The organism is Bifidobacterium imperatoris, assembly GCF_002860405.1.
Lineage (GTDB): Bacteria > Actinomycetota > Actinomycetes > Actinomycetales > Bifidobacteriaceae > Bifidobacterium > Bifidobacterium imperatoris.
On the sequence record NZ_NMWV01000037.1, the window covers coordinates 1 to 21451 of the forward strand.

17 protein-coding genes and 2 rRNA genes are annotated in these 21451 nt (G+C 57.3%); 6 read left to right on the forward strand and 13 right to left on the reverse strand.

The annotated features are described in order from the left end of the window. The coding region (locus Tam1G_RS10635; RefSeq protein ID WP_133125011.1) for a DUF4143 domain-containing protein at positions 1–881 on the forward strand (881 nt) is incomplete at its 5' end. A gap of 168 nt (positions 882–1049) precedes the next feature. Here the strand turns inward: Tam1G_RS10635 and Tam1G_RS10640 are convergent. Beyond that, positions 1050–2306 carry an MDR family MFS transporter gene (locus tag Tam1G_RS10640; protein WP_101626504.1) on the reverse strand — a complete coding sequence of 419 codons (1257 nt, stop codon included), beginning with the start codon at positions 2304–2306 and terminating at the stop codon, positions 1050–1052. 75 nt (positions 2307–2381) lie between these two features. On the opposite strand from Tam1G_RS10640, the gene rlmB reads away from it, so the two are divergent. Then, positions 2382–3380, forward strand: a complete 999-nt coding sequence (gene rlmB, locus Tam1G_RS10645) for a 23S rRNA (guanosine(2251)-2'-O)-methyltransferase RlmB (protein WP_101626505.1) — start codon at positions 2382–2384, stop codon at positions 3378–3380. Between the two features lie 92 nt (positions 3381–3472). On the opposite strand, the gene Tam1G_RS10650 is transcribed toward rlmB, so the two are convergent. Both Tam1G_RS10650 and Tam1G_RS10655 read right to left on the reverse strand, forming a co-directional pair. Continuing rightward, positions 3473–4879 carry a DUF4032 domain-containing protein gene (locus Tam1G_RS10650; RefSeq protein ID WP_101626506.1) on the reverse strand — a complete coding sequence of 469 codons (1407 nt, stop codon included), beginning with the start codon at positions 4877–4879 and terminating at the stop codon, positions 3473–3475. A 175-nt stretch (positions 4880–5054) separates the two neighbouring features. Continuing rightward, complete coding sequence (locus Tam1G_RS10655) at positions 5055–6182, reverse strand: ABC transporter ATP-binding protein (RefSeq protein ID WP_034535199.1); 1128 nt, start codon at positions 6180–6182, stop codon at positions 5055–5057. Positions 6183–6575: 393 nt separating this feature from the next. On the opposite strand from Tam1G_RS10655, the gene Tam1G_RS10660 reads away from it, so the two are divergent. The 3 genes from Tam1G_RS10660 to Tam1G_RS10670 all read left to right on the forward strand — a co-directional run bounded on the left by Tam1G_RS10660 (position 6576) and on the right by Tam1G_RS10670 (position 9976). Beyond that, complete coding sequence (locus Tam1G_RS10660; RefSeq protein WP_165781994.1) at positions 6576–7844, forward strand: glycosyltransferase family 2 protein; 1269 nt, start codon at positions 6576–6578, stop codon at positions 7842–7844. 87 nt (positions 7845–7931) lie between these two features. Then, complete coding sequence (locus Tam1G_RS10665; protein WP_033889503.1) at positions 7932–8651, forward strand: LytR/AlgR family response regulator transcription factor; 720 nt, start codon at positions 7932–7934, stop codon at positions 8649–8651. After that, positions 8651–9976, forward strand: a complete 1326-nt coding sequence (locus tag Tam1G_RS10670) for an ATP-binding protein (RefSeq protein ID WP_033889498.1) — start codon at positions 8651–8653, stop codon at positions 9974–9976. Before Tam1G_RS10665 ends, Tam1G_RS10670 begins: the two co-directional genes overlap by 1 nt. Positions 9977–10006: 30 nt before the next feature. Here Tam1G_RS10670 and nrdF read toward each other — a convergent pair whose 3' ends face one another. The 8 genes from nrdF to Tam1G_RS10710 all read right to left on the reverse strand — a co-directional run bounded on the left by nrdF (position 10007) and on the right by Tam1G_RS10710 (position 19614). Beyond that, positions 10007–10999, reverse strand: coding sequence for a class 1b ribonucleoside-diphosphate reductase subunit beta (gene nrdF / locus Tam1G_RS10675; RefSeq protein ID WP_033889497.1), 993 nt, complete (start codon positions 10997–10999; stop codon positions 10007–10009). 10 nt (positions 11000–11009) lie between these two features. Further along, positions 11010–13202 (reverse strand): class 1b ribonucleoside-diphosphate reductase subunit alpha, encoded by a 2193-nt coding sequence (gene nrdE / locus Tam1G_RS10680; RefSeq protein ID WP_101626507.1) that lies wholly within the window; start codon positions 13200–13202, stop codon positions 11010–11012. A gap of 40 nt (positions 13203–13242) precedes the next feature. Beyond that, on the reverse strand, positions 13243–13659 hold the full coding sequence (gene nrdI, locus Tam1G_RS10685; RefSeq protein WP_242689713.1) for a class Ib ribonucleoside-diphosphate reductase assembly flavoprotein NrdI: 417 nt from the start codon (positions 13657–13659) through the stop codon (positions 13243–13245). 95 nt (positions 13660–13754) lie between these two features. Beyond that, on the reverse strand, positions 13755–14009 hold the full coding sequence (locus Tam1G_RS10690) for a glutaredoxin family protein (protein ID WP_033889493.1): 255 nt from the start codon (positions 14007–14009) through the stop codon (positions 13755–13757). A gap of 300 nt (positions 14010–14309) precedes the next feature. Then, positions 14310–14858 carry a GtrA family protein gene (locus tag Tam1G_RS10695; RefSeq protein WP_033889491.1) on the reverse strand — a complete coding sequence of 183 codons (549 nt, stop codon included), beginning with the start codon at positions 14856–14858 and terminating at the stop codon, positions 14310–14312. Then, positions 14851–17307: a beta-glucosidase GluB gene (gene gluB / locus Tam1G_RS10700; RefSeq protein ID WP_101626508.1), complete on the reverse strand. Its 2457-nt coding sequence runs from the start codon at positions 17305–17307 to the stop codon at positions 14851–14853. Before gluB ends, Tam1G_RS10695 begins: the two co-directional genes overlap by 8 nt. 267 nt (positions 17308–17574) lie before the next feature. Then, positions 17575–18201 carry a sugar O-acetyltransferase gene (locus tag Tam1G_RS10705; RefSeq protein WP_101626509.1) on the reverse strand — a complete coding sequence of 209 codons (627 nt, stop codon included), beginning with the start codon at positions 18199–18201 and terminating at the stop codon, positions 17575–17577. 48 nt (positions 18202–18249) lie between these two features. Then, complete coding sequence (locus Tam1G_RS10710) at positions 18250–19614, reverse strand: MATE family efflux transporter (protein ID WP_242689686.1); 1365 nt, start codon at positions 19612–19614, stop codon at positions 18250–18252. Between the two features lie 202 nt (positions 19615–19816). Here Tam1G_RS10710 and Tam1G_RS10715 point away from each other — a divergent pair, with 202 nt between their 5' ends. Continuing rightward, positions 19817–20812 carry an AraC family transcriptional regulator gene (locus Tam1G_RS10715; protein ID WP_101626511.1) on the forward strand — a complete coding sequence of 332 codons (996 nt, stop codon included), beginning with the start codon at positions 19817–19819 and terminating at the stop codon, positions 20810–20812. Positions 20813–20918: 106 nt separating this feature from the next. On the opposite strand, the gene rrf is transcribed toward Tam1G_RS10715, so the two are convergent. Together rrf and Tam1G_RS10725 are read right to left on the reverse strand one after the other, a co-directional pair. After that, a 5S ribosomal RNA gene (gene rrf / locus Tam1G_RS10720) occupies positions 20919–21035 on the reverse strand. Positions 21036–21211: 176 nt separating this feature from the next. Further along, positions 21212–21451: ribosomal RNA gene (locus Tam1G_RS10725) — 23S ribosomal RNA — on the reverse strand; the annotation flags it as partial.

Genomic DNA, 21451 nt, shown 5'->3' on the forward strand with positions numbered 1-21451 from the left:
AAGAATTACTCGCTGATGCGATACGGCAATCTTTCGCAGACAGGCAGGCGATGTCTCCGCTGCTGGACAACAAGGCGGAGCGCCTGTTCCGTGAATACATGCTGGTGGGAGGCATGCCACAGGCCATAGAGCGTTATCTGGAAACATCCGATATGGGCAATGTCGACCGAGTGAAGCGTCAAATCTTACGTCTGTACGCTCAGGACATCGAGAAATACGGCGGCGATTCGAAAGAACGGGTCAAACGTATCTTCGATGAAATCCCGGGGCAGCTTTCCAAGCATGAAAAGAAGTTCACACTGTCGTCTTTAGGCGAAAACGCACGCGAACGTGAATATGGCGACGCTTTCTTCTGGTTAGATGAATCGTTCCTAATCAACCGCTGCATGAACGCCACGGATCCACATGTGGGCCTACGCTTGCATCAAGAGGACTCCACGATGAAATGCTATATGGGAGACACCGGATTGTTGGTAACACAGGTGTTTGCCGACCGCGCATACACGTCGAATGAGCTGTACCGCGATATCCTGTTCGGCAAACTGGAAGTGAACGAAGGCATGCTGGTGGAGAATGCTATTGCACAGCAGTTCCGAGCCTCAGGTCATCGTCTGTTCTTCTATTCCCGATACTCCCGTCAGGCAGAAGATCGCATGGAAATTGATTTTTTGCTTATCGGAGAGTATTCGAACGCCGCCATGAAGGCCAGGGTCTGCCCCGTGGAGGTCAAATCGACAAAGAGATACAAAACCACATCGCTCGATAAGTTCAAGAATAAATTCGACAGCCGGGTTGGCATGCAATACGTGCTGCATCCCAGACCAATGCGCGTTGAAGGAGACCGACTATATCTGCCGTTGTATATGGCGCATTGCCTGTGATGATTCTAGAACGTATCTCAGCAAATGATTCTCAACAAGAAAGGTGAGAGGATTACTGAATCCCAATCGCGCATACAGAGCATCATATCCGCGATATCCCGCCGTTTCAGGCCTGCTTGAATGTGCGGAGAAGTTCGGTTGCCTCACACTGTTCCTGGCGAGAATCATCTACCGTGAGGCATCGCGCAAGCTGGCGGCCATCGCACGATCCCGGGAACCTTTGGTCACGCGCAGGCCAAGAGTTACTGCGATCAGCATCACTGTGCAAGCGATCCACAGCACGCGGCCGCCAAAATCGCTGATAATCCAGCCGCCGATCATTGGCGCCAAAGCAATCGATAGCGACCACAGCACGTTGTACACACCCTGATATGTGCCGCGTGCATCTGCTGGCGCCATCGCGGCAACTGTAGTAGTTGCGATGGGGAAAGTGCCCAGCTCGCCGAGCGTCCACAGAACTACGGCGAGCGCAAAACCAGCCCACGAATCGGCCACAATCTGCACTGCATAGCCCAGCACGGTCACGGCAAGGCCTGCTATCAGCACACGCGAATTGCCCATGCGCGCGAATAATTTCATCGCTGGAATCTGCAATGCGCAGAGCATGAATCCATTGATGGTGAGCAGAATCGAGTAATCACCGAGCCCTAAGCCCAGGTTGGTCATGGCGATGGGCAGGCCGGATGTGCTTTGGAAATACACCAGGAAGTAGCCGAACATCAATACTGAGAATGCGAGGAATGGCATATCAGTGAGCACCCGCCGCCAATTGCTAGCCATAGAGCCGGATTGTGGCGATGCGGAATCGCTTGTGGGAAGCTCACTGCCCGGCGCCGGTACTGCCATTCCCAGATGCTTGACTTCGCGGAAGAAAATCATAAGCAATATTGTGACGCCGATCATCACCGTAGCCTCAACGTAGAACATCAGAGAATACGAAATCTTGACCAGCTGATTCGCCACAATCGGACCGATGGCGTAACCAAAGTTGATGGCCCAGGATTGCAGCACATACGCGCGTTGTTGGCGCTGGATCGGTACCACGTCTGCAATATATGCGGCGATGGCTGGGCTCGGCAGGGATGCGAACGTGCCATATACGAACAGAGCCGCGCCGAGTCCAATCGGATGAGTGAGCACAGACACCACTAATAGAGCTGCTGCTGCACCAATTTCGCCGATGATAATCATCACTTGCCGACCAAAACGGTCCGATAAGGTGCCGCCGAATAGGCAGCCGAGGATGGAACCGAAACCGTACATGGAAACGACTGTGCCTACCACGCCCTCGTTGATATGCAGCGCGGACACCAGGTAAATGGATAGGAATGATGTGACGAAGCGCCCCATCCACAAAATCAGGATTGCCAGCCACAAACCCCAGTACAGCGGGGACAGTCCGAATAATTCGCGTTGCTTCTTCACTAGTAATACTGTACTCGGAGCTCTGAGGCGCTACAGTCCGGGCATTTGGCGCGGGGTGCTGGGACAATGGCACCTATGGCTATCAAAAAGGGACCGACCAAGGGGTCGGGTGGAAAACATCGTAATAAGTTGAAGGGATACGGCCCCACTCCGAAGGCCGAGGACCGCGTGTATCACAAGGCCTACAAGGCCAAGAAGGCAGCGGAGCGCCGACTTCGCTCTGATCCGCGTCTGGCAGCCCGCCGCCGCGTGGACAAGTTCGCATCCGCGGATACGTCCGATCTGGTATTCGGCCGCAATTCCGTGCTGGAAGCACTGCGCGTAGGCGTGCCAAGCTCCACGCTGTATATTCTCTCCCGCATCGAGCACGATGATCGCACGCGCGAAATCGTGAAGATTGCTGGCGCGAACGGCCTGCACATGATGGAAGCCGACCGTCTGGAGATGGATCGTATCGCTCGCTCCGGCAACCATCAGGGCGTGATCTTGAAGGTGGAACCGTACCAGTATTCCTCAGTGCATGAGCTGGTGGAGCGCGCGGAAAAGAAGGCGAAGGCTATGGAGGCCGCGAATTCCGCTGCCGCTCGCATCGCCGCACGTCCGCTGTTCATTGCTTTGGACGGTGTGACGGATCCGCAGAACCTCGGTGCCGTGATTCGTTCGGCTGCTGCATTCGGTGCTAATGGTGTGATTCTGCCGGAGCGTCGCTCTGCCTCGGTGAACGCTGCGGCTTGGAAGGTATCTGCTGGCGCTGCCGCTCATATGCCGGTGGCTCGCGTGGTGAATCTGACCAAGGCTATTGAGGGCTTGAAGGAACGCGGCTATTACGTGGTGGGCCTTGACGGCGGCGGCGATAAGCTCGTCGGCGAAACCGGCTTTGAAACCGATCCGCTGGTTGTGGTGCTCGGTTCCGAAGGTTCCGGTTTGAGCCGACTGGTTCGTGAGGCGTGCGACGCGATTGCCGGTATTCCGATCAGCTCGACCGTGGAATCGCTGAACGCTTCGGTGGCTGCAGGCATCAGCCTGTACGCTGTGGCAAATGCACGTCGTAAGGCTGGCGAAGCCGCGAAGTAAGCGAGTAACTCCCCTCTTCAAAGCGGAACTAGAGTTATTGCAATTGATATGAGTGAAGCCCCTCAGGTGAGGGGCTTCACTCGTGTTACTGCTCAGTGGCTCCACACAGCCGCGTCGGGGTCGTCGTCGGGGTTGTAGCCGTCGTAGTCGCCATAGGTGTATTCGTCATCCACCACACCGGAATCGGCTTCGGCGTTGAGCTCGTCGAGATCCTTCTTATCGAGCTTGTACTTTGGCAGCACATTGTCGATGTAACTGGTCACGGCTTCAGCCATCGGCACATCGTGGCCGGCCTTTTCTGCCAGGAACCAGCGGTGATCGAGCACCTCGTGGAAGAACTGGGCAGGCTCAATCTGCGAGCGATAATCGCGCGGAATCATGCGAACAGTCGGCTCATAGACTTCGCGCATCCAGTCGGTGGCCACAATCTCAAGTTCCTCACCATCGCGCCACGTGGAAGCACGGTAGGCATCGAGATCATTGAGCAGGCGGCGAGCCTGGTTCTCCTGCACATCAAGACCAGTCAAACGCAGCAGCTTGCGGTTTGCATAACCAGCATCAACCACACGCGGACGTACCAGCACACGCTTACCATCCTCGGCAGTCTTCATTTCGAGCTCGTCCACATCAAAGCCCAGCTCATTGAGCTTATTGACGCGCTGCTCAATCTTCCACATTTCATCCGGACCGAACTTATCGGTATCGGTCAGAGCGCTCCACAGCGAATGATAACGGTCAACCAAGCGGTTGCCTACTTCGATTTCGTCCACGTCGCTCGGCAGCAGTCGGCCGGAAGCCAAATCCATCAGTTCGCCAATGATGTTGGTTCGAGCCAAATCGATATCGTATTCGCGCTGACCATCGGTCAGCTGCACCTGCAAATCGCCGGTTTCGGCGTCCACCAAGAAGGCGGAGAAAGCATCAGCATCACGCAGGAACAGAACGTTCGACAGAGATACATCGCCCCAGTAGAAGCCAGCCAAGTGCAGACGAACCATGAGCACGGCAAGCGCGTCAATCAGTCGTTCGGCAGTATCATGCTGCAGATTGCGGGCGAACAGTGCACGGTACGGCAGCGAGAACTTGAGATGACGCGTTACCAAAATAGCTTCAAGCGGCTCACCATTCTTATCATGACGACCGGTGACCACGGCAATCGGGGTAACCGTAGGCAGCTCGAGCTTCTGCAGACGGCGCAGAATCTCATATTCTCGTTCAGCCACCTGACGGGTGATTTCCTTCATGGCGTAGACTTCATCGCCCACGTGCACGAAACGCACCACGTGGCGGGAAATGCCTCGCGGCAGGTTGGCAAGCAAATCTTCCGGCCATGTAGCCAATGGCTTGTGCCACGGCAGTGTGAACATCTTCGGGTTCGAGCTTGCGGCAGTAATCTTCAGTGCCTGCGGCTCGGCAGAATTGGCGTGCTCGTCTTCAGCCTTAACAGAAGTGGCTTTCAACGCACGCGGATCCATCTGGGGCAGATTGTTTACTTCCATAGCACTCCATCGTACTGAGTTAGAGGGAATAACTGGTTGCCATTATAGGTGTGGCGAGGCACAGAAAAAGAAAAGCCCCGCAGCTGTGCAGGGCTTTTCCAACGAGGTCATAAGAGAGGAAGAGAATAACCTCGTTTAATGGTTGACGAAGCGGTTAGACCTCGCCAAGTATCTACTAGTTCAGACGCAGCTCGGTCGACGGAGCGAACAGGTGCATCTTGGCCGGATCAATCTTGATCTTGACGGTTGCACCGACCTTCGGCAGCGCACGCGGGTTCACACGAATCGTGGTGAGCTTGTTCTGGTCGGACATAACCTGGGAAGCCTCAGCTGCGGAGCCATCGGTGATGATGTTGCCGTAGATGTAGCCGTCGGAGCCCAGATCCTCGACGTTCACAACCTTCAGGGAGAAGGCGTTCGGGTCGTCGGAAGCAGCCAGGCTTGCGTCCTCAGGACGGAAGCCGACCACAATCTGGCCGTTGTCTTCAGCGGTGAGCTTGTTGACAGCCTCAGCCGGCAGATCCACGGTGTCCTCACCGATCTTTGCCTTGCCGTTGACCACCGGGTGGGTGTTCAGGTTCATCGACGGGGAGCCAATGAAGCCAGCGACGAAGACGTTGGCCGGACGATCGTACAGCTCGGTCGGAGCGCCGACCTGCTGCAGAATGCCGAGCTTGATGACGGCAATACGATCGCCCATAGTCAGAGCCTCAGTCTGATCGTGGGTCACGTACAGGGTGGTGACACCCAGCTGACGCTGCAGAGCGGCGATCTGGGTACGGGTCTGGACACGAAGCTTTGCATCGAGGTTGGAGAGCGGCTCATCCATGAGGAAGACCTTCGGCTCACGGACGATTGCACGGCCCATAGCAACACGCTGACGCTGACCACCAGACAGAGCCTTCGGCTTACGGTCGAGGTACTCGGTCAGGTCGAGGATCTCAGCGGCCTTCTCGACGCGCTTGCGAATCTCTTCCTTCGGGGTGCCGGCGATCTTCAGAGCGAAGCCCATGTTGTCGGCGACGGTCATGTGCGGGTACAGAGCGTAGTTCTGGAACACCATTGCGATGTCGCGGTCCTTCGGCTGCATCGTGGTGACGTCCTTGCCACCGATGAGGATGCGGCCCTTGTTGACCTCTTCCAGGCCGGCGAGCATACGAAGGGTCGTAGACTTACCGCAGCCAGAAGGGCCGACGAGGACGAGGAACTCGCCATCCTTGATATCAAGATTCAGATCATCCACAGAGGGCTTATCGTTGCCCGGGTAGATACGAGTGACGTGGTCGAATACGACTTCTGCCATAATTTCAATCCTTTCAGAGGCAGGTACGTGCCTCACGATCCGTTGTAAAGGGATTTATTTCCTTTTGCTTCTACCCACAACACCGACACACAACGTCGCTTCTCGGAACTGCAAGCTTCAGCGTTTACTTTTTCCGGTTCAGTGAAGGTTCTCTTCGTTGAGCCAAGATTCACTATACACGCGGCATGTACAAAAACAAGGCGAACATGCGAAACATTTCACAGAGCGTGTCGCCATGTCAGCACCGTGCGAGACGCATTCCTAGGAAGACACTTCAAACCACACGTTTCACGATATGTTTCACGCCGCGATCTTGCCAATTCCTCGCCGCAGGCTCCTCGTTAATTCAGCATGATGAAGCTGCACGGCGAGACCCGGCGTTAGGCTTGAGACATGGAACATGAGCCGTTGGTCAGCATCATCATCCCGGTATATAAGGTCGAGCAGTTCCTTGACGCATGTGTGGCGAGCGTCACCGCACAGACCTACCGGAATCTCGAAATCCTGCTCGTGGACGACGGCTCCCCCGACTCCTGCCCTGCCATGTGCGATGCATGGGCTGCGAAGGATCCTCGCATCCGCGTCATTCACAAACCCAACGGCGGCCTTTCGGATGCGCGTAACGCCGGCATCAAACAAGCCACTGGCTCCTATATGTACTTTGCCGACTCCGATGACACCGTGGCACCCACCTTGGTGGAAGATTGCCTCGCCGCCATGCGCGAATACGATGCCGACCTCGTAATGTTCCAATTCGACACCATTTCCGAGAATGGCAAGCCACTGCTCTCCAACTATCGGCACAATGATTTTGATAAAGTGCAGATTCTCACGCCGGTGGAAGCCATCAAAAAGCAAGTCAAAGCTGAGATTGATGGCTACTTCTGGGCTTTCCTCGCCCCTGCACACACCTACCAGAACACCGGATTCGCTTTTCCTGTAGGCCGTAAAATCGAAGACCTCTCCCGCATCTGCAATGTGATTGGCGAAGCCACACGCGTGGTACGCATTCCGAAGGTGCTGTATCACTACCGTATGCGCGAAGGCTCCATCACCGCCAGTTGGGATCCGAAGCTTACGCGCGACTGGACCAAAGCCGCCGACGATCGCGAAGCATATATTATTGAGCGTTTCCCTGAGCTCAAGGGCTTCATGACGCTGCAACAGCTCAACTTCTTTGCCAATCTTGACTATGAGACGATTCGCCAGTCACTTATCGCCGGCCTCAAAATCGACCCTGAGGATGCGGATGCGATTCGCCGCCATATCGAGCGACTTTCCAAGACCGCTAACGAAAGCGATGAACCGATCCCGGATACATTGCGCGAACTGCTTGGATTACTGAAGCTCGGCGTGACCAAGTTCGCGGACAATGCGGCGGATGCGCTAGCGGCGACGCCCGGCGCCGACCCCACCGGACCTTCCATGTGGCTTCCGCTCACGAAAGAGCAGATTGCCGAGCGATGGGCGGATACCACACGAGACGGGCGCAATGGCACCGATAACGACAACGACATGACGCTGTCCGAACGATTCCGCGATATGCGCGAGGATTGGCGCCAGCTGCGCATCCAACATATCGAACAGGCTGAGGAGCGCAAAGATGAACGCAAAGCCGAGCGCCTAGCGGCCCGTAACGGCGTTACTTTCGAGCAGGAGTAACCTCCACAAACCTGCATCGTTGCCACACTGCGCCAAGTCCACCAGATAAGATGACAGACAGAGGAACCATGACGGGAGGGTATGGTCATGCGCGATATCAGGGTTGGGGTGGTCGAAGATGATCCACAAGCCTGCCAGCGGGTACTTGATTATCTGAATCAATATCAGAGCGAAACCGGCACGCAGTTCACGATTTCCGTATTCGACGATGGCGAGCAAATCGTAGAGCAATACACGCCGACGTACGACATTCTGCTGCTCGACATCGAAATGCAGCACATGGATGGCATGGCTGCGGCCCGCAAGATTCGCGAGCGCGACAATTCCGTGGTGATCGTGTTCATCACCGGAGCCCCGCAATATGCCATCAATGGCTATGAGGTGCAGGCGCTCTCCTACTTGCTGAAGCCTGTCCCCTATTTCGCATTCCGCCAGGAAATCAAGCGTTCCATCGATATGGTGCGCCGTCGCACGGATGAGGCGCTGCTCATCGAAGCAGGCGGTAAGCAGATGCGCGTGGAGCTGGCCGATGTGCTGTATATCGAATCGATTCGTCACACGATTATCGTGCACACGCAGGGCGGCAAGCTTTCGGTGACCGGCACCCTGAAAGACTTTGAAGAACGTCTGACGGACCAGAACTTCTTCCGCTCGAACTCCTGCTATCTGGTGAATCTGCGCCATGTGACTGGCGTGGATGGGCAGGATTGCGTGATGTCGAACGGCGAGGCGTTGCGTGTGAGCCGCCCGCGCAAGAAGGCGTTCCTCACCGCGCTGACCAATTACATGGGTATGGGTGCGCTCTGATGGATGGCACCACAATAACCAACGCACTACCGGATATTCCGCGGCTTTATACCGCCTTGTGCGAATGGCTGGCCTGCATGGTGTACATTCTGGCCATCTATCGGCGAGTTCCCTGGCAACGCACGGCCATAGTCAGTGCCGTTGGCTTGGTGGGCATGATTGTCATCCAATATCTCGATGGCGCGATGCCACTGTGGTTCTGGGTAATCGGTATGCTGCTGGCGTTCGGTGGCATGTGGGCAATAGTGCGATTCGCTGCAGGCACGGGGAATCGCGAGGGATTGTATATTACTGCGCGTGCGTTTGTGCTGGCGGAACTGGTCGCTTCACTCCACTGGCAGCTGGTGACGTTCCTGCAATACGGGCTTGATTTAACCCCGCAGGAACCATTCCCCACGCTGGTGCTTATCGGCACGTATGCGGCGGCATTCGCCGTTGCCTGGCTGGCTGAGCGCGGCAATTTTGCGCATGATGCGCCCACCAGCACCACATGGCAGCTGTCTGTGGGTACGCTGGCCATTACCATCACCACGTTCGCCATGAGCAACTTGAGCTTCATCTCCACCAATACACCGTTCTCCGGCACTGTGGGCCAGGAGGTGTTCTACATCCGCACATTGGTGGACTTCTGCGGATTCGCGATTCTCTACGCGCAGCAGGAACAGGCACGGCGAATGGCCGCGAATGCGGAACTAGCATCAATCAATGCGCAATTGGCAAGTCAGCATCAGGAATATCTAGCGTCCAAGGAAAATATCGAATCCATTGGGCGTTTGGCGCATGATTTGAAGCATCAGATTGCGGCTTTGCGAGCGGAAGTCGACCCTGAGCATGCGGCTGCCGGATTCGAGCAATTGGAGGCTTCCGTAGCGGCGGCGAGCGCCCAGCAGCATTCCGGCAACCCAGTACTGGATGTGATTCTGACTTCAAAGATGCGCACTTGTGCGGATCGGGGTATTACGTTGACCGCTGTGGCGGACGGTAAGTTGCTTAATGGTATGTCTTCAATGGATATTGCCTCACTGTTCGGCAACGCGCTCGACAATGCGATTGAGGCGACCAGCAAACTGCCGAATAAGCAGCAGCGCTTGATTCGCGTGGCCTTGTACGGGCAGGGTCAGTTCACGGTGATTCGTGTGGAGAATTATTACGATTCTGCGTTGAAGAAGGACTCGACGGGCGCGCTGCGTACCACGAAGCATGATGCTTCGCGGCACGGGTTCGGCGTGAAGTCGATTCGTCATATCGCCGCACAATACGGTGGCGAGGTGACGATTCGCACCGAGGATCATTGGTTTATTCTGACCGCGCTCATTCCGCGATAATCCTTCGGTAATCCCGAGCCAACCCGACAGTCAGAAGTCCCAATCGTCGTCGTCGGTTTCCTCGGCCTTGCCCATCACGTAGGAGGAGCCGGAGCCGGAGAAGAAGTCATGGTTTTCGTCGGCGTTCGGGCTCAGAGCGGCGAGGATCGCAGGGTTCACGTCGCAAATCTCAGCCGGGAAGAGCGCTGGGTAGCCGAGGTTCATCAGCGCCTTGTTGGCGTTGTAATGCAGGAACTTCTCCACATCCTCGACCAGGCCCACTCCGGAGTACAGGGACTCGGTGTAGCCCACCTCATTGTCGTACAGCTCGTTGAGCAAATCGTAGGTGTAGTCCTGCAGGTCGGCGCGCTCGGCATCGGTCAGCTGGGCGATGCCCTTCTGATACTTATAGCCGATGTAGTAGCCATGCACAGCCTCGTCGCGGATGATGAGGCGGATCACGTCAGCGGTATTGGTGAGCTTGGCATGAGCGGAGAAGTACATCGGCAGGTAGAAGCCGGAGTAGAAGAGGAAGGATTCGAGCAGCGTGGAGGCCACCTTGCGCTTGTACGGGTTGTCGCCCTCGTAGTAGTCGAGCACGATTTCCGCCTTCTTCTGCAGGAACTCGTTCTGCTCGCTCCAGTCGAACGCGGCATCAATCTGCTCGGTGGAGCACAGGGTGGAGAAAATCGAAGAGTAGGACTTAGCGTGCACGGATTCCATGAACGCGATGTTCGTGTACACGGCCTCCTCGTGCGGGGTGAGCGCATCCGGAATCAGGGAGACGGCACCGACCGTGCCCTGGATGGTGTCGAGCAAGGTCAGACCGGTGAATACGCGCATGGTGAGCGTATGTTCCTCTTCGCTCATCTGCTGCCAGGACGGAATGTCGTTGGAGACCGGGACCTTCTCAGGTAGCCAGAAGTTGCCGGTCAGGCGGTCCCAGACCTCAAGGTCCTTCTCGTCTTCCAAACGGTTCCAGTTGATGGCGGAAACGCGGTCGATAAGCTTCAACGGCTTACGTGGAATAGAAATCGGTGGCATATTTTTCCTTTCAGAGCATGCAACTTACGCAACCGGCAACCTCAGTGCCTTCCAGCGCCTGCTGGCGGATGCGGATGTAGTAGAGAGTTTTGATGCCTTTGCGCCAAGCGTAGATCTGGGCTTTGTTGAGGTCGCGGGTGGTGGCGGTGTCCGGGAAGAACAACGTCAGCGAGAGACCCTGATCAACGTGCTGGGTGGCCTCAGCGTAGGTGTCGACGATGGCCTTCCAACCGATCTCATAGGCATCCTTGTAGTACTCAAGGTTGCTGTTGGTCATGTAGGCGGCCGGGTAGTAGACGCGCCCGATCTTGCCTTCCTTGCGGATTTCGATCTTGGAAGCGATCGGGTGGATTGAGCTCGTGGAATGGTTGATGTATGAGATTGATCCGGTGGGCGGCACAGCCTGCAGGTTCTGGTTGTAGATGCCGTCCTTGATGATTGCGGCCTGCAACGCCTGCCAGTCGGCCACGGTCGGGATCGCGATGCCGAACTTGGCGAACAGGTCGCGCACGCGGGCGGTGCGAGGTTCGAGGGAGCGGCGGCCATCCGTGTACTTGTCGAAATAGTTACCTTGGCCAGCCGGCTTGACGTAGTCGGAGGTTGGGAAGCTCTTGAATGCCTGGCCGTGTTCCACGGCGAGCGCATGGGAGGCTCGGTAGGCGTGATAGGCCACGGTCATGAAGTACATGTCCGTAAAGTCGAGACCTTCCTCGGAACCATACATGATGCCTTCGCGGGCCAGGAAGCCATGCAGATTCATCTGGCCCAAGCCAATGGCGTGACCTTCCTCGTTGGCACGGCGGATGGAGGGTACGGCGTTGATGCTCGTATGCTCGGCCACCGAGGTGAGCGCGCGAATAGCGGTCTCCACAGTGTGCGCCAGACCGCCATCCATCGCCTTGGCGATGTTGAGAGAGCCGAGGTTGCAGGAGATGTCGCGGCCGACATGCTTGTAGGTCAGATCTTCGTTATATTCGCTGGGCTCCTGCACCTGCAGGATTTCGGAGCACAGGTTGGACATGGTCACGCGGCCCTCAATCGGGTTGGCGCGGTTGACCGTATCCTCGAACACGATGTACGGGTAGCCGGATTCGAATTGCAGTTCAGCAATGGTGGTGAAGAACCTACGGGCGTCGATGTAGGTTTTGCGAATGCGGCTGTCCGCCACCATTTCTTCGTAGTGTTCGGTGATTGCGATGTCCGCGAACGGCTTGCCGTAGACGCGTTCCACATCGTAAGGGCTGAACAGGGCCATCTGTTCCTTGCGCTTGGCCAGTTCGAAGGTGATGTCCGGAATCACCACGCCGAGCGCCAGGGACTTGATGCGAATCTTCTCGTCCGCGTTCTCGCGCTTGGTGTCGAGGAATCGCAGAATATCCGGGTGATGGGTACTCAGGTACACCGCGCCGGCGCCTTGACGGGCACCCAACTGGTTGGCGTAGGAAAACGCGTCTTCCAGCAGCTTCATGACCGGGATCACACCGCTGGACTGGTTTTCGATGTGCTTGATTGGAGCGCCGAGCTCGCGCAGGTTGCTCAACAGCAACGCCACGCCGCCGCCACGCTTGGAGAGCTGCAGGGCTGCGTTGATACCGCGGGAAATGGACTCCATGTTGTCTTCGATGCGCACCAGGAAGCAGCTGACCGGCTCGCCGCGCTGGGCTTTGCCGAGGTTCAGGAAAGTGGGGGTAGCCGGCTGGAAACGGCCGGCAAGCATTTCGTCGGCGTATTCAATGGCCTGCGCTTCATCTCCGGCTGCGAGTTCCAATGCCACGGCGGCGCAGCGCTGCGGGAAGTTTTCAAGGTAACGCTTGCCGTCGAAGGTTTTCAGCGCATAGGACGTGTAGAACTTGAAGGCACCTAGGAAGGTGCTGAATTCAAAGCCTGCGGATTCTGCATGCGCGTAGAAACGATCGAGGAACTCGGCAGAGTACTGGGCGAACACCGCAGGGTTGTAGTACTGGTTGTCGATCAGGAACTTCAGTCGTTCTGCCGTGCTCGGGAAGGTCACGGTGTTGGCCGCCACATGATTGGTCACATAAGCTCGCTCGGCGGCCTTGTCTTTATCAAACTGAATTTGACCATTGGCATCATACAGGTTGAGCATTGCATTCAGCGCATGGTAGTCGCGCGCGGGATCGGTGGGCTCGGCGCTGTGCGACGTGTTGTCGAGGGCCAGTCCGGTGTTGGTGAAATCGGTCATAGTTGGGTTGTGATCCTTGTGACGTACGGGAGACTTCCGCCTATTCGGCAGTAAAGAATTTCACGAGGCCGTTTTTCACGGCGGCAGTGTCTTCTGGAGTGCCCATCAGCTCGAATTTGTAGAGGAACGGTACGTGGCACTTGGCGGAGATGATATCGCCGGCAGCGCAGTAGGCTTCGCCAAAGTTCGTGTTGCCGGAGGCGATGACGCCGCGAATCCATGCACGGTTCTCTGGATCGTTAAGGAATCGTTTGACTTGGATTGGCACGGCCTTTTTGATGACCCCTCCACCATAAGTGGGCACCATAATGACGTATGGTTCGCGCACATTCAGCGCTGGCTCGGATGCCTTCAACGGTACGCGATACACGTTGATGCCTTGGTCTTGGAACCGGCACCCGGCCACGAATCGCGCAGTGTTCTCCGAAGCTGAGGAGAAGTACACCAAGGCGCCTATCCCAGTGCCCGAAGCGGCGAATTCCGGCGTGCTGACGGCACTTTCAACGTTCTCAGTCGCTTGCGCAACGACTAGCCCGGCTGCACTATTCCGCGTCACGCGGCCACCGGAGCTTCGGCAGCGGCTTTCTTGGCAATTTCGCGGATCAAGTCCGGACGGTAACCGGTCCAAGAGTTGTCTGGCGTAATCACTACTGGGGCCTGCTGGAAACCGGCCGCCTGCAGCTGTTCAAGGGTTGAGGGGTTCTCCGTCAGATCCACGGTTTCAAATGGCACGCCCAGCTTGGTGAATTGACGCTTAGTGGCTTCACACTGCGGGCAATGTGGCTTGGTGAATACAGTGACGGTCATGGCGAACTCCCCTTCGCTGGTGCTGTGGAATAAAGCGAGAGCCATATTACAGCCAGCCAATTTTCAATCAAGCCACTATGTGTAGTGGCGTGTTGTATTCAAAAACACTAGATATAGTGTTTTACGTTGATTTTCCGCCATTTGTGCAAGGCAGCCATAAACCCGTATAAAGCAACCCGCCGAGCAACTTGTGGCATTGTTCACATTTGAAGAAACATGAAAAAGCCCGGTCGGACGCTCGAGGTAAGCGTCCGACCGGGCTCAGAGAAAGAAGAGGTCAGAAGATTGGAAAATTAAGGATTACTTAGCCTCCTTGTTCTTCGGCATAATCCAGAACTTGAGCAACGGGTAGCTCACCACCACAGCCAGCAGCGTGTTGACCACGGAAGCGATGGTGCCGGCAATGCCAGCGTTCATGCCCCAGCCCTGGCACAGGGAGGTCACGTAACCCGGCAGCACGAGGTTCACCACCACGATGACCACGGCCAGAATAGCGTACTTCCAAGCAGCATCCTTGAAGCTGGAGTCAGACTTGAACACCCACTTCATCTGTACGAAGAAGTTCACCACCTGAGCGATAACCTCGGCGAAGAGGAAGGTGAGGAAGCCGCCGAGACCGTTACCGGATTCCGGGTAGTTGAAGATGAGGAAGTGGAATGGCGTGGTAATGCCGAGACCCGCCACGAAGATTGCAGTGCCAATCCACGTAACCACGAAACGTGAGATGGTGGAAATGTTCGAGAGCACGTTGAACAGGATGAACTCCCAAATGGTGGGGTGATCCTTAATCCACTGGCGAATCGGACCGAGCTTCTTTTCGCCGGCCGTGGAAGTGGTGTTGTCAGTCATTGTTGAGCTCCTTTGCAGTGCGCTTGTTGGCGGATTGGTTGCGGAAGAATCCGGCGATCAAGCCGCCGAGACCGCGGAATGTGTGGCCGTTGGCAATGGTGACGATGGCATCCACCATTGCTGAATCGACCATGCCTTGAGTCATCTTGCTCATGGCTCGCGGCGGCATGTTGAGAATGAAGAGCGTATTGATGTCTGGAGCGCCGGTCTTCTGGCGGACGGAAGCCTCACGCTTGGTCAGCGTTTGGGCAATGGTCCGAGCCACAAAACCTCGCGAATCCACCCAACTGGAAATCGGATCGTTCACGCCGAACGTCGTGGGCTTACCGGGAGCAACAACCTCATGACCGAAGAGGGAGGTCATTTCCGCATCGGTGACATGCTTGACATCGCCGGTCAGGTAGTGGCCCAGCGCTGGATCAGCAGGGGCCGCATCCACATCGCCGGCAACCGCGAACGGAGTGCTCAGCGGCAAATCTTCAGCGTTTGCGCCTACAGCCAGGGTCCAGATGCCGGATTCGGTAGCCCAACGGTTCTCTGCAACATCAAAGTGACGGAAGGTGTACCGGTCGAATTCGATGCGCACGGTCTTTGATTCATGTGCACCTAGTTCGACCTTGGCGAAGCCCTTGAGCTCGCGAGCGGGGCGCAGCACGCCGGCACCGCCTTCTTCTGCGCGGGAGGGACCAGCAACGTACAACTGCGCAACGGTGGCACCTGGCACATCGGAATCGTTGGTAACGGTGAACTGCACGCTAGTTTCGTCCGCAATCAAGTCGTTGTAGGTGAAGCTGGAATAGCTCAGACCATAACCGAACGGGAAGCGCACAGGTACTTGGGCGGTTTCGTAATAGCGGTAGCCGACGAACGGGCCCTCACGGTAGATGGCGTCACGCCCCACAGCCGGATACCAGCCTGCAGACGGGGCATCGTCATAGTGAAGCGGCCAGGTCTCAGCCAAGTGGCCGGACGGGTTGATTTGGCCGGTCAGCGCGCGCACGGTAGCGGAAGCGCCGGCCTGTCCGGAAAGACCAACGTACAAGGCTGCCGCCACATCATCAAACCACGGCAGTTCAACCGGAGAACCAGCGACCAGCACCACGATAACGGGCTTGCCAGTAGCGGTCAGGGCGGCGACCAGATCATTCTGCACCTGCGGAATGGCCATAGTGGAGCGGTCAAGACCTTCAGATTCGCTGCGCTCGTCAAGACCGATGACAGCAACCACTGCGTCAGTGTCAGACTGCGCAGCAAGTGCCGTGGCTTCGGTAATCAGTGCCGGGTTAGCAGCACCCTGGCGATCATAGCCTTGTGCATAACCGGTTACTGTCACGCCAGTGGATCCAGCGGCAGCGGTCAGCTCGTCGAGAATGTTTTCTTCACGAGTGGCGTTCACCTTGGAGGAGCCGGAGCCCTGGAAGCGCGGGGTCTTGGCCATATCACCGACCACGGCCACGCGCATGCCGGATTTCAGCGGCAGTGATGCATTCGTGTTCTTGAGCAGCACGGAGGAGCCTTCGGCCACCTTACGAGCCACCTCATGATGAGCAGCGGCGATGGCATCATCGAGCAGATCGTCACGGCCAACACCTTCGGCACGAGTCAGGCGAGCGATTTTTGCCACTTCTGCCGCACGAGCGTTGATATCGGCTTCGGAAAGCGTGCCAGCCTTAACAGCGCTTTCAAGTTCACGCACAGAGGTGTAGCCCGGAGACGGCATTTCGAGGGAGCCACCAGCCTTAACCGCGGCAACAGCGGAATTGGAGCCACCCCAATCGGAGACAACCATGCCGTCAAAGCCCCATTCGTTGCGCAAAATATCCTGCAGCAGGTGCTTGTTTTCATGCGCGTAGACGCCATTGATCTCGTTGTAGGAGGTCATGATGGTCATTGGCGCAGCTTCGCGTACGGCGATTTCAAAACCGGTCAAGTAGATTTCTCGCATCGTACGCTCGTCAATCACACTGTTAGATGCCTGTCGGCGCAGCTCCTGGCTGTTGACCGCAAAATGCTTGGGGCATGCGGAAACACCATTGGACTGGATACCGCGAATCAAGCCGGCAGCCATACGTCCAGCCACAATCGGATCTTCGGAATAGTACTCGAAGTTACGGCCACACAGCGGGTTGCGCTTAATGTTGAGCCCCGGGCCCAGCAGCACATTCACATCAAGATCGTGAGCTTCGCGGCCCAAAGCCTCGCCCATTTCCTGAGCAAGTTCCGGATCCCAGGAGTTGGCCACGGTACCAGCGGTCGGGAAGCAAGTGGCGGGCTTAGAAGCACCCAAGCCTAGATGATCGCCTTCACCGAGCTGACGGCGCACACCGTGGGGGCCATCGCTCATCACAAAGCTGGGGATCTCTGCGCGTTCATTGCCACGCGAATCCCATTCGGAGCCGCCGGAAAGCATCGCCGCTTTCTCGCCTACCGAAAGTTCTTCGAGTTCCATCTCGTACTCGTCCTTCCTTGCACTGTCTGCTGCACTTCTGACGCTGTGCATAGCCTCTGATTCGTTGACGTTTTATCTGATGTGACACCGCTGTGACGTTCAGATTCTTCGCCGCTAGTTTGATTGAATCAGGTTCAGGAAGTACTTACAGGTCGTATTACACAACCTGTCATTTACCACGCACAAACGGTCGCGGATGGCCGTTTCAAATGTCCTTTTGCGCACAGGAACGGCTACCCGCGAAACCAGGAAGACCGAGTCCGAGGCTTATGAGGCTTTGGTCTCGCGCACCAGCTCATCGTCGGCGAAGGTCATGCCGGGGCGATATTCAGCCATGTCCATTTCGCTGATCTCGCGCAGCACGCGGCAGGGCACGCCGACCGCGACGGTGTGCGCGGGGATGTCGTGCGTGACGACCGAGCCCGCACCAATCGTCGTGCCTTCACCGATGGTCACGCCGGGGCAGATCGTCACGTTCGCGCCGATCCAGCAGTCGTCGCCGATGGTGACCGGATCGGCGAACATGAACTCGCGCATGGCCGGGTTGATGGGGTGGTTGACGGTGGCGATGTTCACGGACGGGCCGAACATGACCCGCTTACCGATGGTGATGCAGCCGTCGTCGATGAACGAGCAGTTGACGTTGATGTACGTGCCGTCGCCGATGGTGATGTTCGTGCCGTAGCAGAAGTAGAACGGCGGTTCGATCCAGGCATTCGCCGAAGCGCCGAGGATTTCGGCGATGAGCGCGGCTCGGCCCTGCGCATCGGCCGGGTCGAGCTCGTTGAATCGCTTCATCCGGCGCTTGGCCGCAAGCCGGTCCTCGGGCAGGCCTTCGCAGTAATCGGTGAAGAGCTTGCCTGCCGCGATGCGCTGGCGCATGGTTTCCTGCATGATGGTTCCTTTCTTTCGGGTCTTCAGGTCTTTCGGGCGAGGAGCGCGTCAGACGGACTCTCGCGTCACGTTCCGCAGCCATCGGTGGGTGCGGTAGTGGGCAATGACGGCGGGAATCTTAAGGAGTTCGTCGATGTTGAGAATGACGTACACGGCCATGACCGGCAGCTGCCAGACGAATACGGCGAGCATGCCCAGCGGGATCACGATGGCCCATATCGTCACCGCATCGCACACCATGCCGAACCGGGAATCGCCACCGGCGGGGAAGATGCCGCCCACGGTGATGGAGTTGAGGGCCTTGCCGACCACATAGTAGGCGCAGACGAGCAGCATACCGGACAGGTACTCGTTGGCCCGCGCATCCAGAAGCGACCAGTGCAGAACCAACGGGCGGATCATGAGAATCACCGCACCGATCGCCGTGCCGAGTGCCAGTGCGCTGCGGCACAGCCAGCGGCCGACATGGCGTGCCTGGGCGAGGTCGCCACGGCCCATGATGCCGCCGAGCAGGATGCCGCCGCCGGAGCCGAGTCCGGCACACAGACAGACCAGCAGGTCCTTGACAATGTTCGCCACCGAGTTCGCGGCTACGGCGTCCGTGCCGAGATGGCCCATGATGACGGTGTAGGTGGCGAATCCGCCACCCCAGATGATCTCGTTGCCGAGCACGGGCAGGGTGTACCGCCAGTAGTCGCGTTCAAGAACGGACATGGCTGGGTTGCTGGTGCGACGCACGGCATTGCGATGTCTCGAATCCTGCCGAACCTTCCAACAGGACCATGCGCATTCGACTGCGCGGGAGACGACCGTGGAGATCGCGACGCCGGTCACGCCGAACCTCGGCATGCCAAACCAGCCGAGCAGGAGCGTGGCACTGACCACGATGTGCAACGCGACGCCGGCGGCGCTGATGATGGTGCCGGTCCGCGCACGACCGGTGTTCTTGAATAAACAAAGGTTGATCTGGCTGACGCCGATCAGTACGAACGCGAGCGACGTGACGGCAAGATAGTGGGAGCCGAGGTCGATGAGTACGTTATCGTTTGTAGTGATGCGCATCAGCAGATGCGGGATCGCGGCGGCAAGGACGGCGAACACGGCAGACAGCGCGATCGTATGCCGCATGACGAATGTGATGACCTGTTGCACGGCGCCGACGTCTCCCTTACCCCAATATTGGGCGATGAGGGTGCTGGAACCGATGGTGAAGGCCATGAGGAACAGGTCGAAGATGAATTGGAATTGCGTGGCGAGGGATACCGCGGACAGGGCGTTCTGATCGACCGCGGCGAGCATGAACACGTCGAAGGCGTTGGACAGGACCAACACGAATTGCTGGAACGCGATGGGCAGAGCCAGCGGGCATAGCTGACGGACGAAATCGCGGAAAGTTGGTTCACTGGCCATCATCGGCTCCTTCCGTCTTTGCCGTCCGTGTTTGCCTTGTTGCGCATGGCTTGCAACCGTCATCCATTACACAGCAATATCGGACGGACAAGCACACAAAAACAGCAGAATCAGCACGGTTTTTAGTATTATTTGCTACATTGGCAGCAGTGCCTTGCGCGGCATACACACTCCTTTGCCAAGGTATTCAAGGAATCGATGAGTCATGGCAGCACACAATAGCGACATCCAGCAGGAGATCGCCGGACCGGATCCAGCACGGCTGCGGGTTGACGGTTCGGAGCGAGTCCGGTACGACTATCCCACGTTCTTCTCGTATATCCGCGAAGGACGGCTCTCCTCGTACCCGCACATGCGCGCGGAATGCCATTGGCATGACGATTGGGAGTTTCTCATCGCCCGGCGTGGGCATTTGACGTATTTCGTGGACGGCGAGCGGGTGCGCATCGAGGAAGGGCAAGGCATCTTCGTCAATGCCAGGCGACTGCATTACGGGTATTCGGAGGACGGCACGGATTGCGAGTTCCTGTGCGCGCTGATGAACCAGATGCGCGTCGGCGCTACCAAGGACGTGCTGGAGCGGTTCATTCTGCCCATCGTCGGGACGGACAGGCCGCCGTATCTGCTGCTCGATGGCAGTGACGGTTATGGTTACGCCCATACGGTTCTGGAGTCATTGGACGCAATGGCGACCGCGCGTGACGAATACGATGCGCCGCTGGCCGTGCTGAGCGGGTTCTACTCCATCACGCGGGCGTTGAACGGCATAATGGAGACCCGCACGCCCAACGATGCATCGGGCGATATTGCGAACGGAATCACGACAGTCAAATCGGACGATCGTCGCGTATCCGCAACGCATTGCCGTATCAGCAGCCGTCTCACCGCGTTGACCGCCATGGTCGATTTCATACAGGCGAGTTACGCCTGTCCGTTGGCGCTGGACACGATTGCCGCCGCCGGTTCCGTAAGCCGGAGCACATGCTCCGCGATCTTCCGTGACTATCTGCATCAATCACCCATTGATTACGTCACGGACGTTCGTTTGCGGGCGGCCACGGAACTGTTGAAGACCACCGACCTGTCGGTTTCCGCAGTGGCCGCACGTTGCGGGTTCAATTCGGCGAACTATTTCACTCGCGTTTTCCGCGCAACGCTGAACGTAGCTCCCCTCGCCTATCGCAAGAGGCGTCAGCAGTGACGTTAATCTGGTTCCGCGGTTGTTTATGCGTGTGAGGGATGTGTGTGGCCGGAAACAAGAAACCCTCGGGGGCTGTTGCTCCACCGAGGGTTTTCTTTGACGTGTGATGCGGCGGTGTGCTACTCTCCCACACCCTGTCGGGTGCAGTACCATCGCCGTGCCAGGCCTTAGCTTCCGGGTTCGGAATGGGACCGGGCGTCTCCCCTGGGCCATGACCGCCGCAAATCTTCTGTTATACGGTCCAAGACCATGTCTTGGCCGGCATGTGGTGGTTCGGGGACCGGATGGTGGACGCTTCCTGATGTTCGTTTTCCGATGTTCCGCGACGATGCAGTGTCTTTCTGTCGTCCGCGTGTCATTGTGCGCAGCACGGTCGCCAACAATCGAAGATGTTGGCATAGGGTTTCGCCTTTCCCCGTTAGTACCGGTCGGCTCCACCCCTCGCGGGGCTTCCACGTCCGGCCTATCGACCACGTGTTCTTCATGGGGGGTTCAAGGATCCGGGGATCCTATGGAATGCTTATCTTGGAGCAGGCTTCCCGCTTAGATGCTTTCAGCGGTTATCCCTTCCGAACGTGGCCAACCGGCCGTGCCGCTGGCGCGACAACCGGCATACCAGAGGTTCGTCCACCCAGGTCC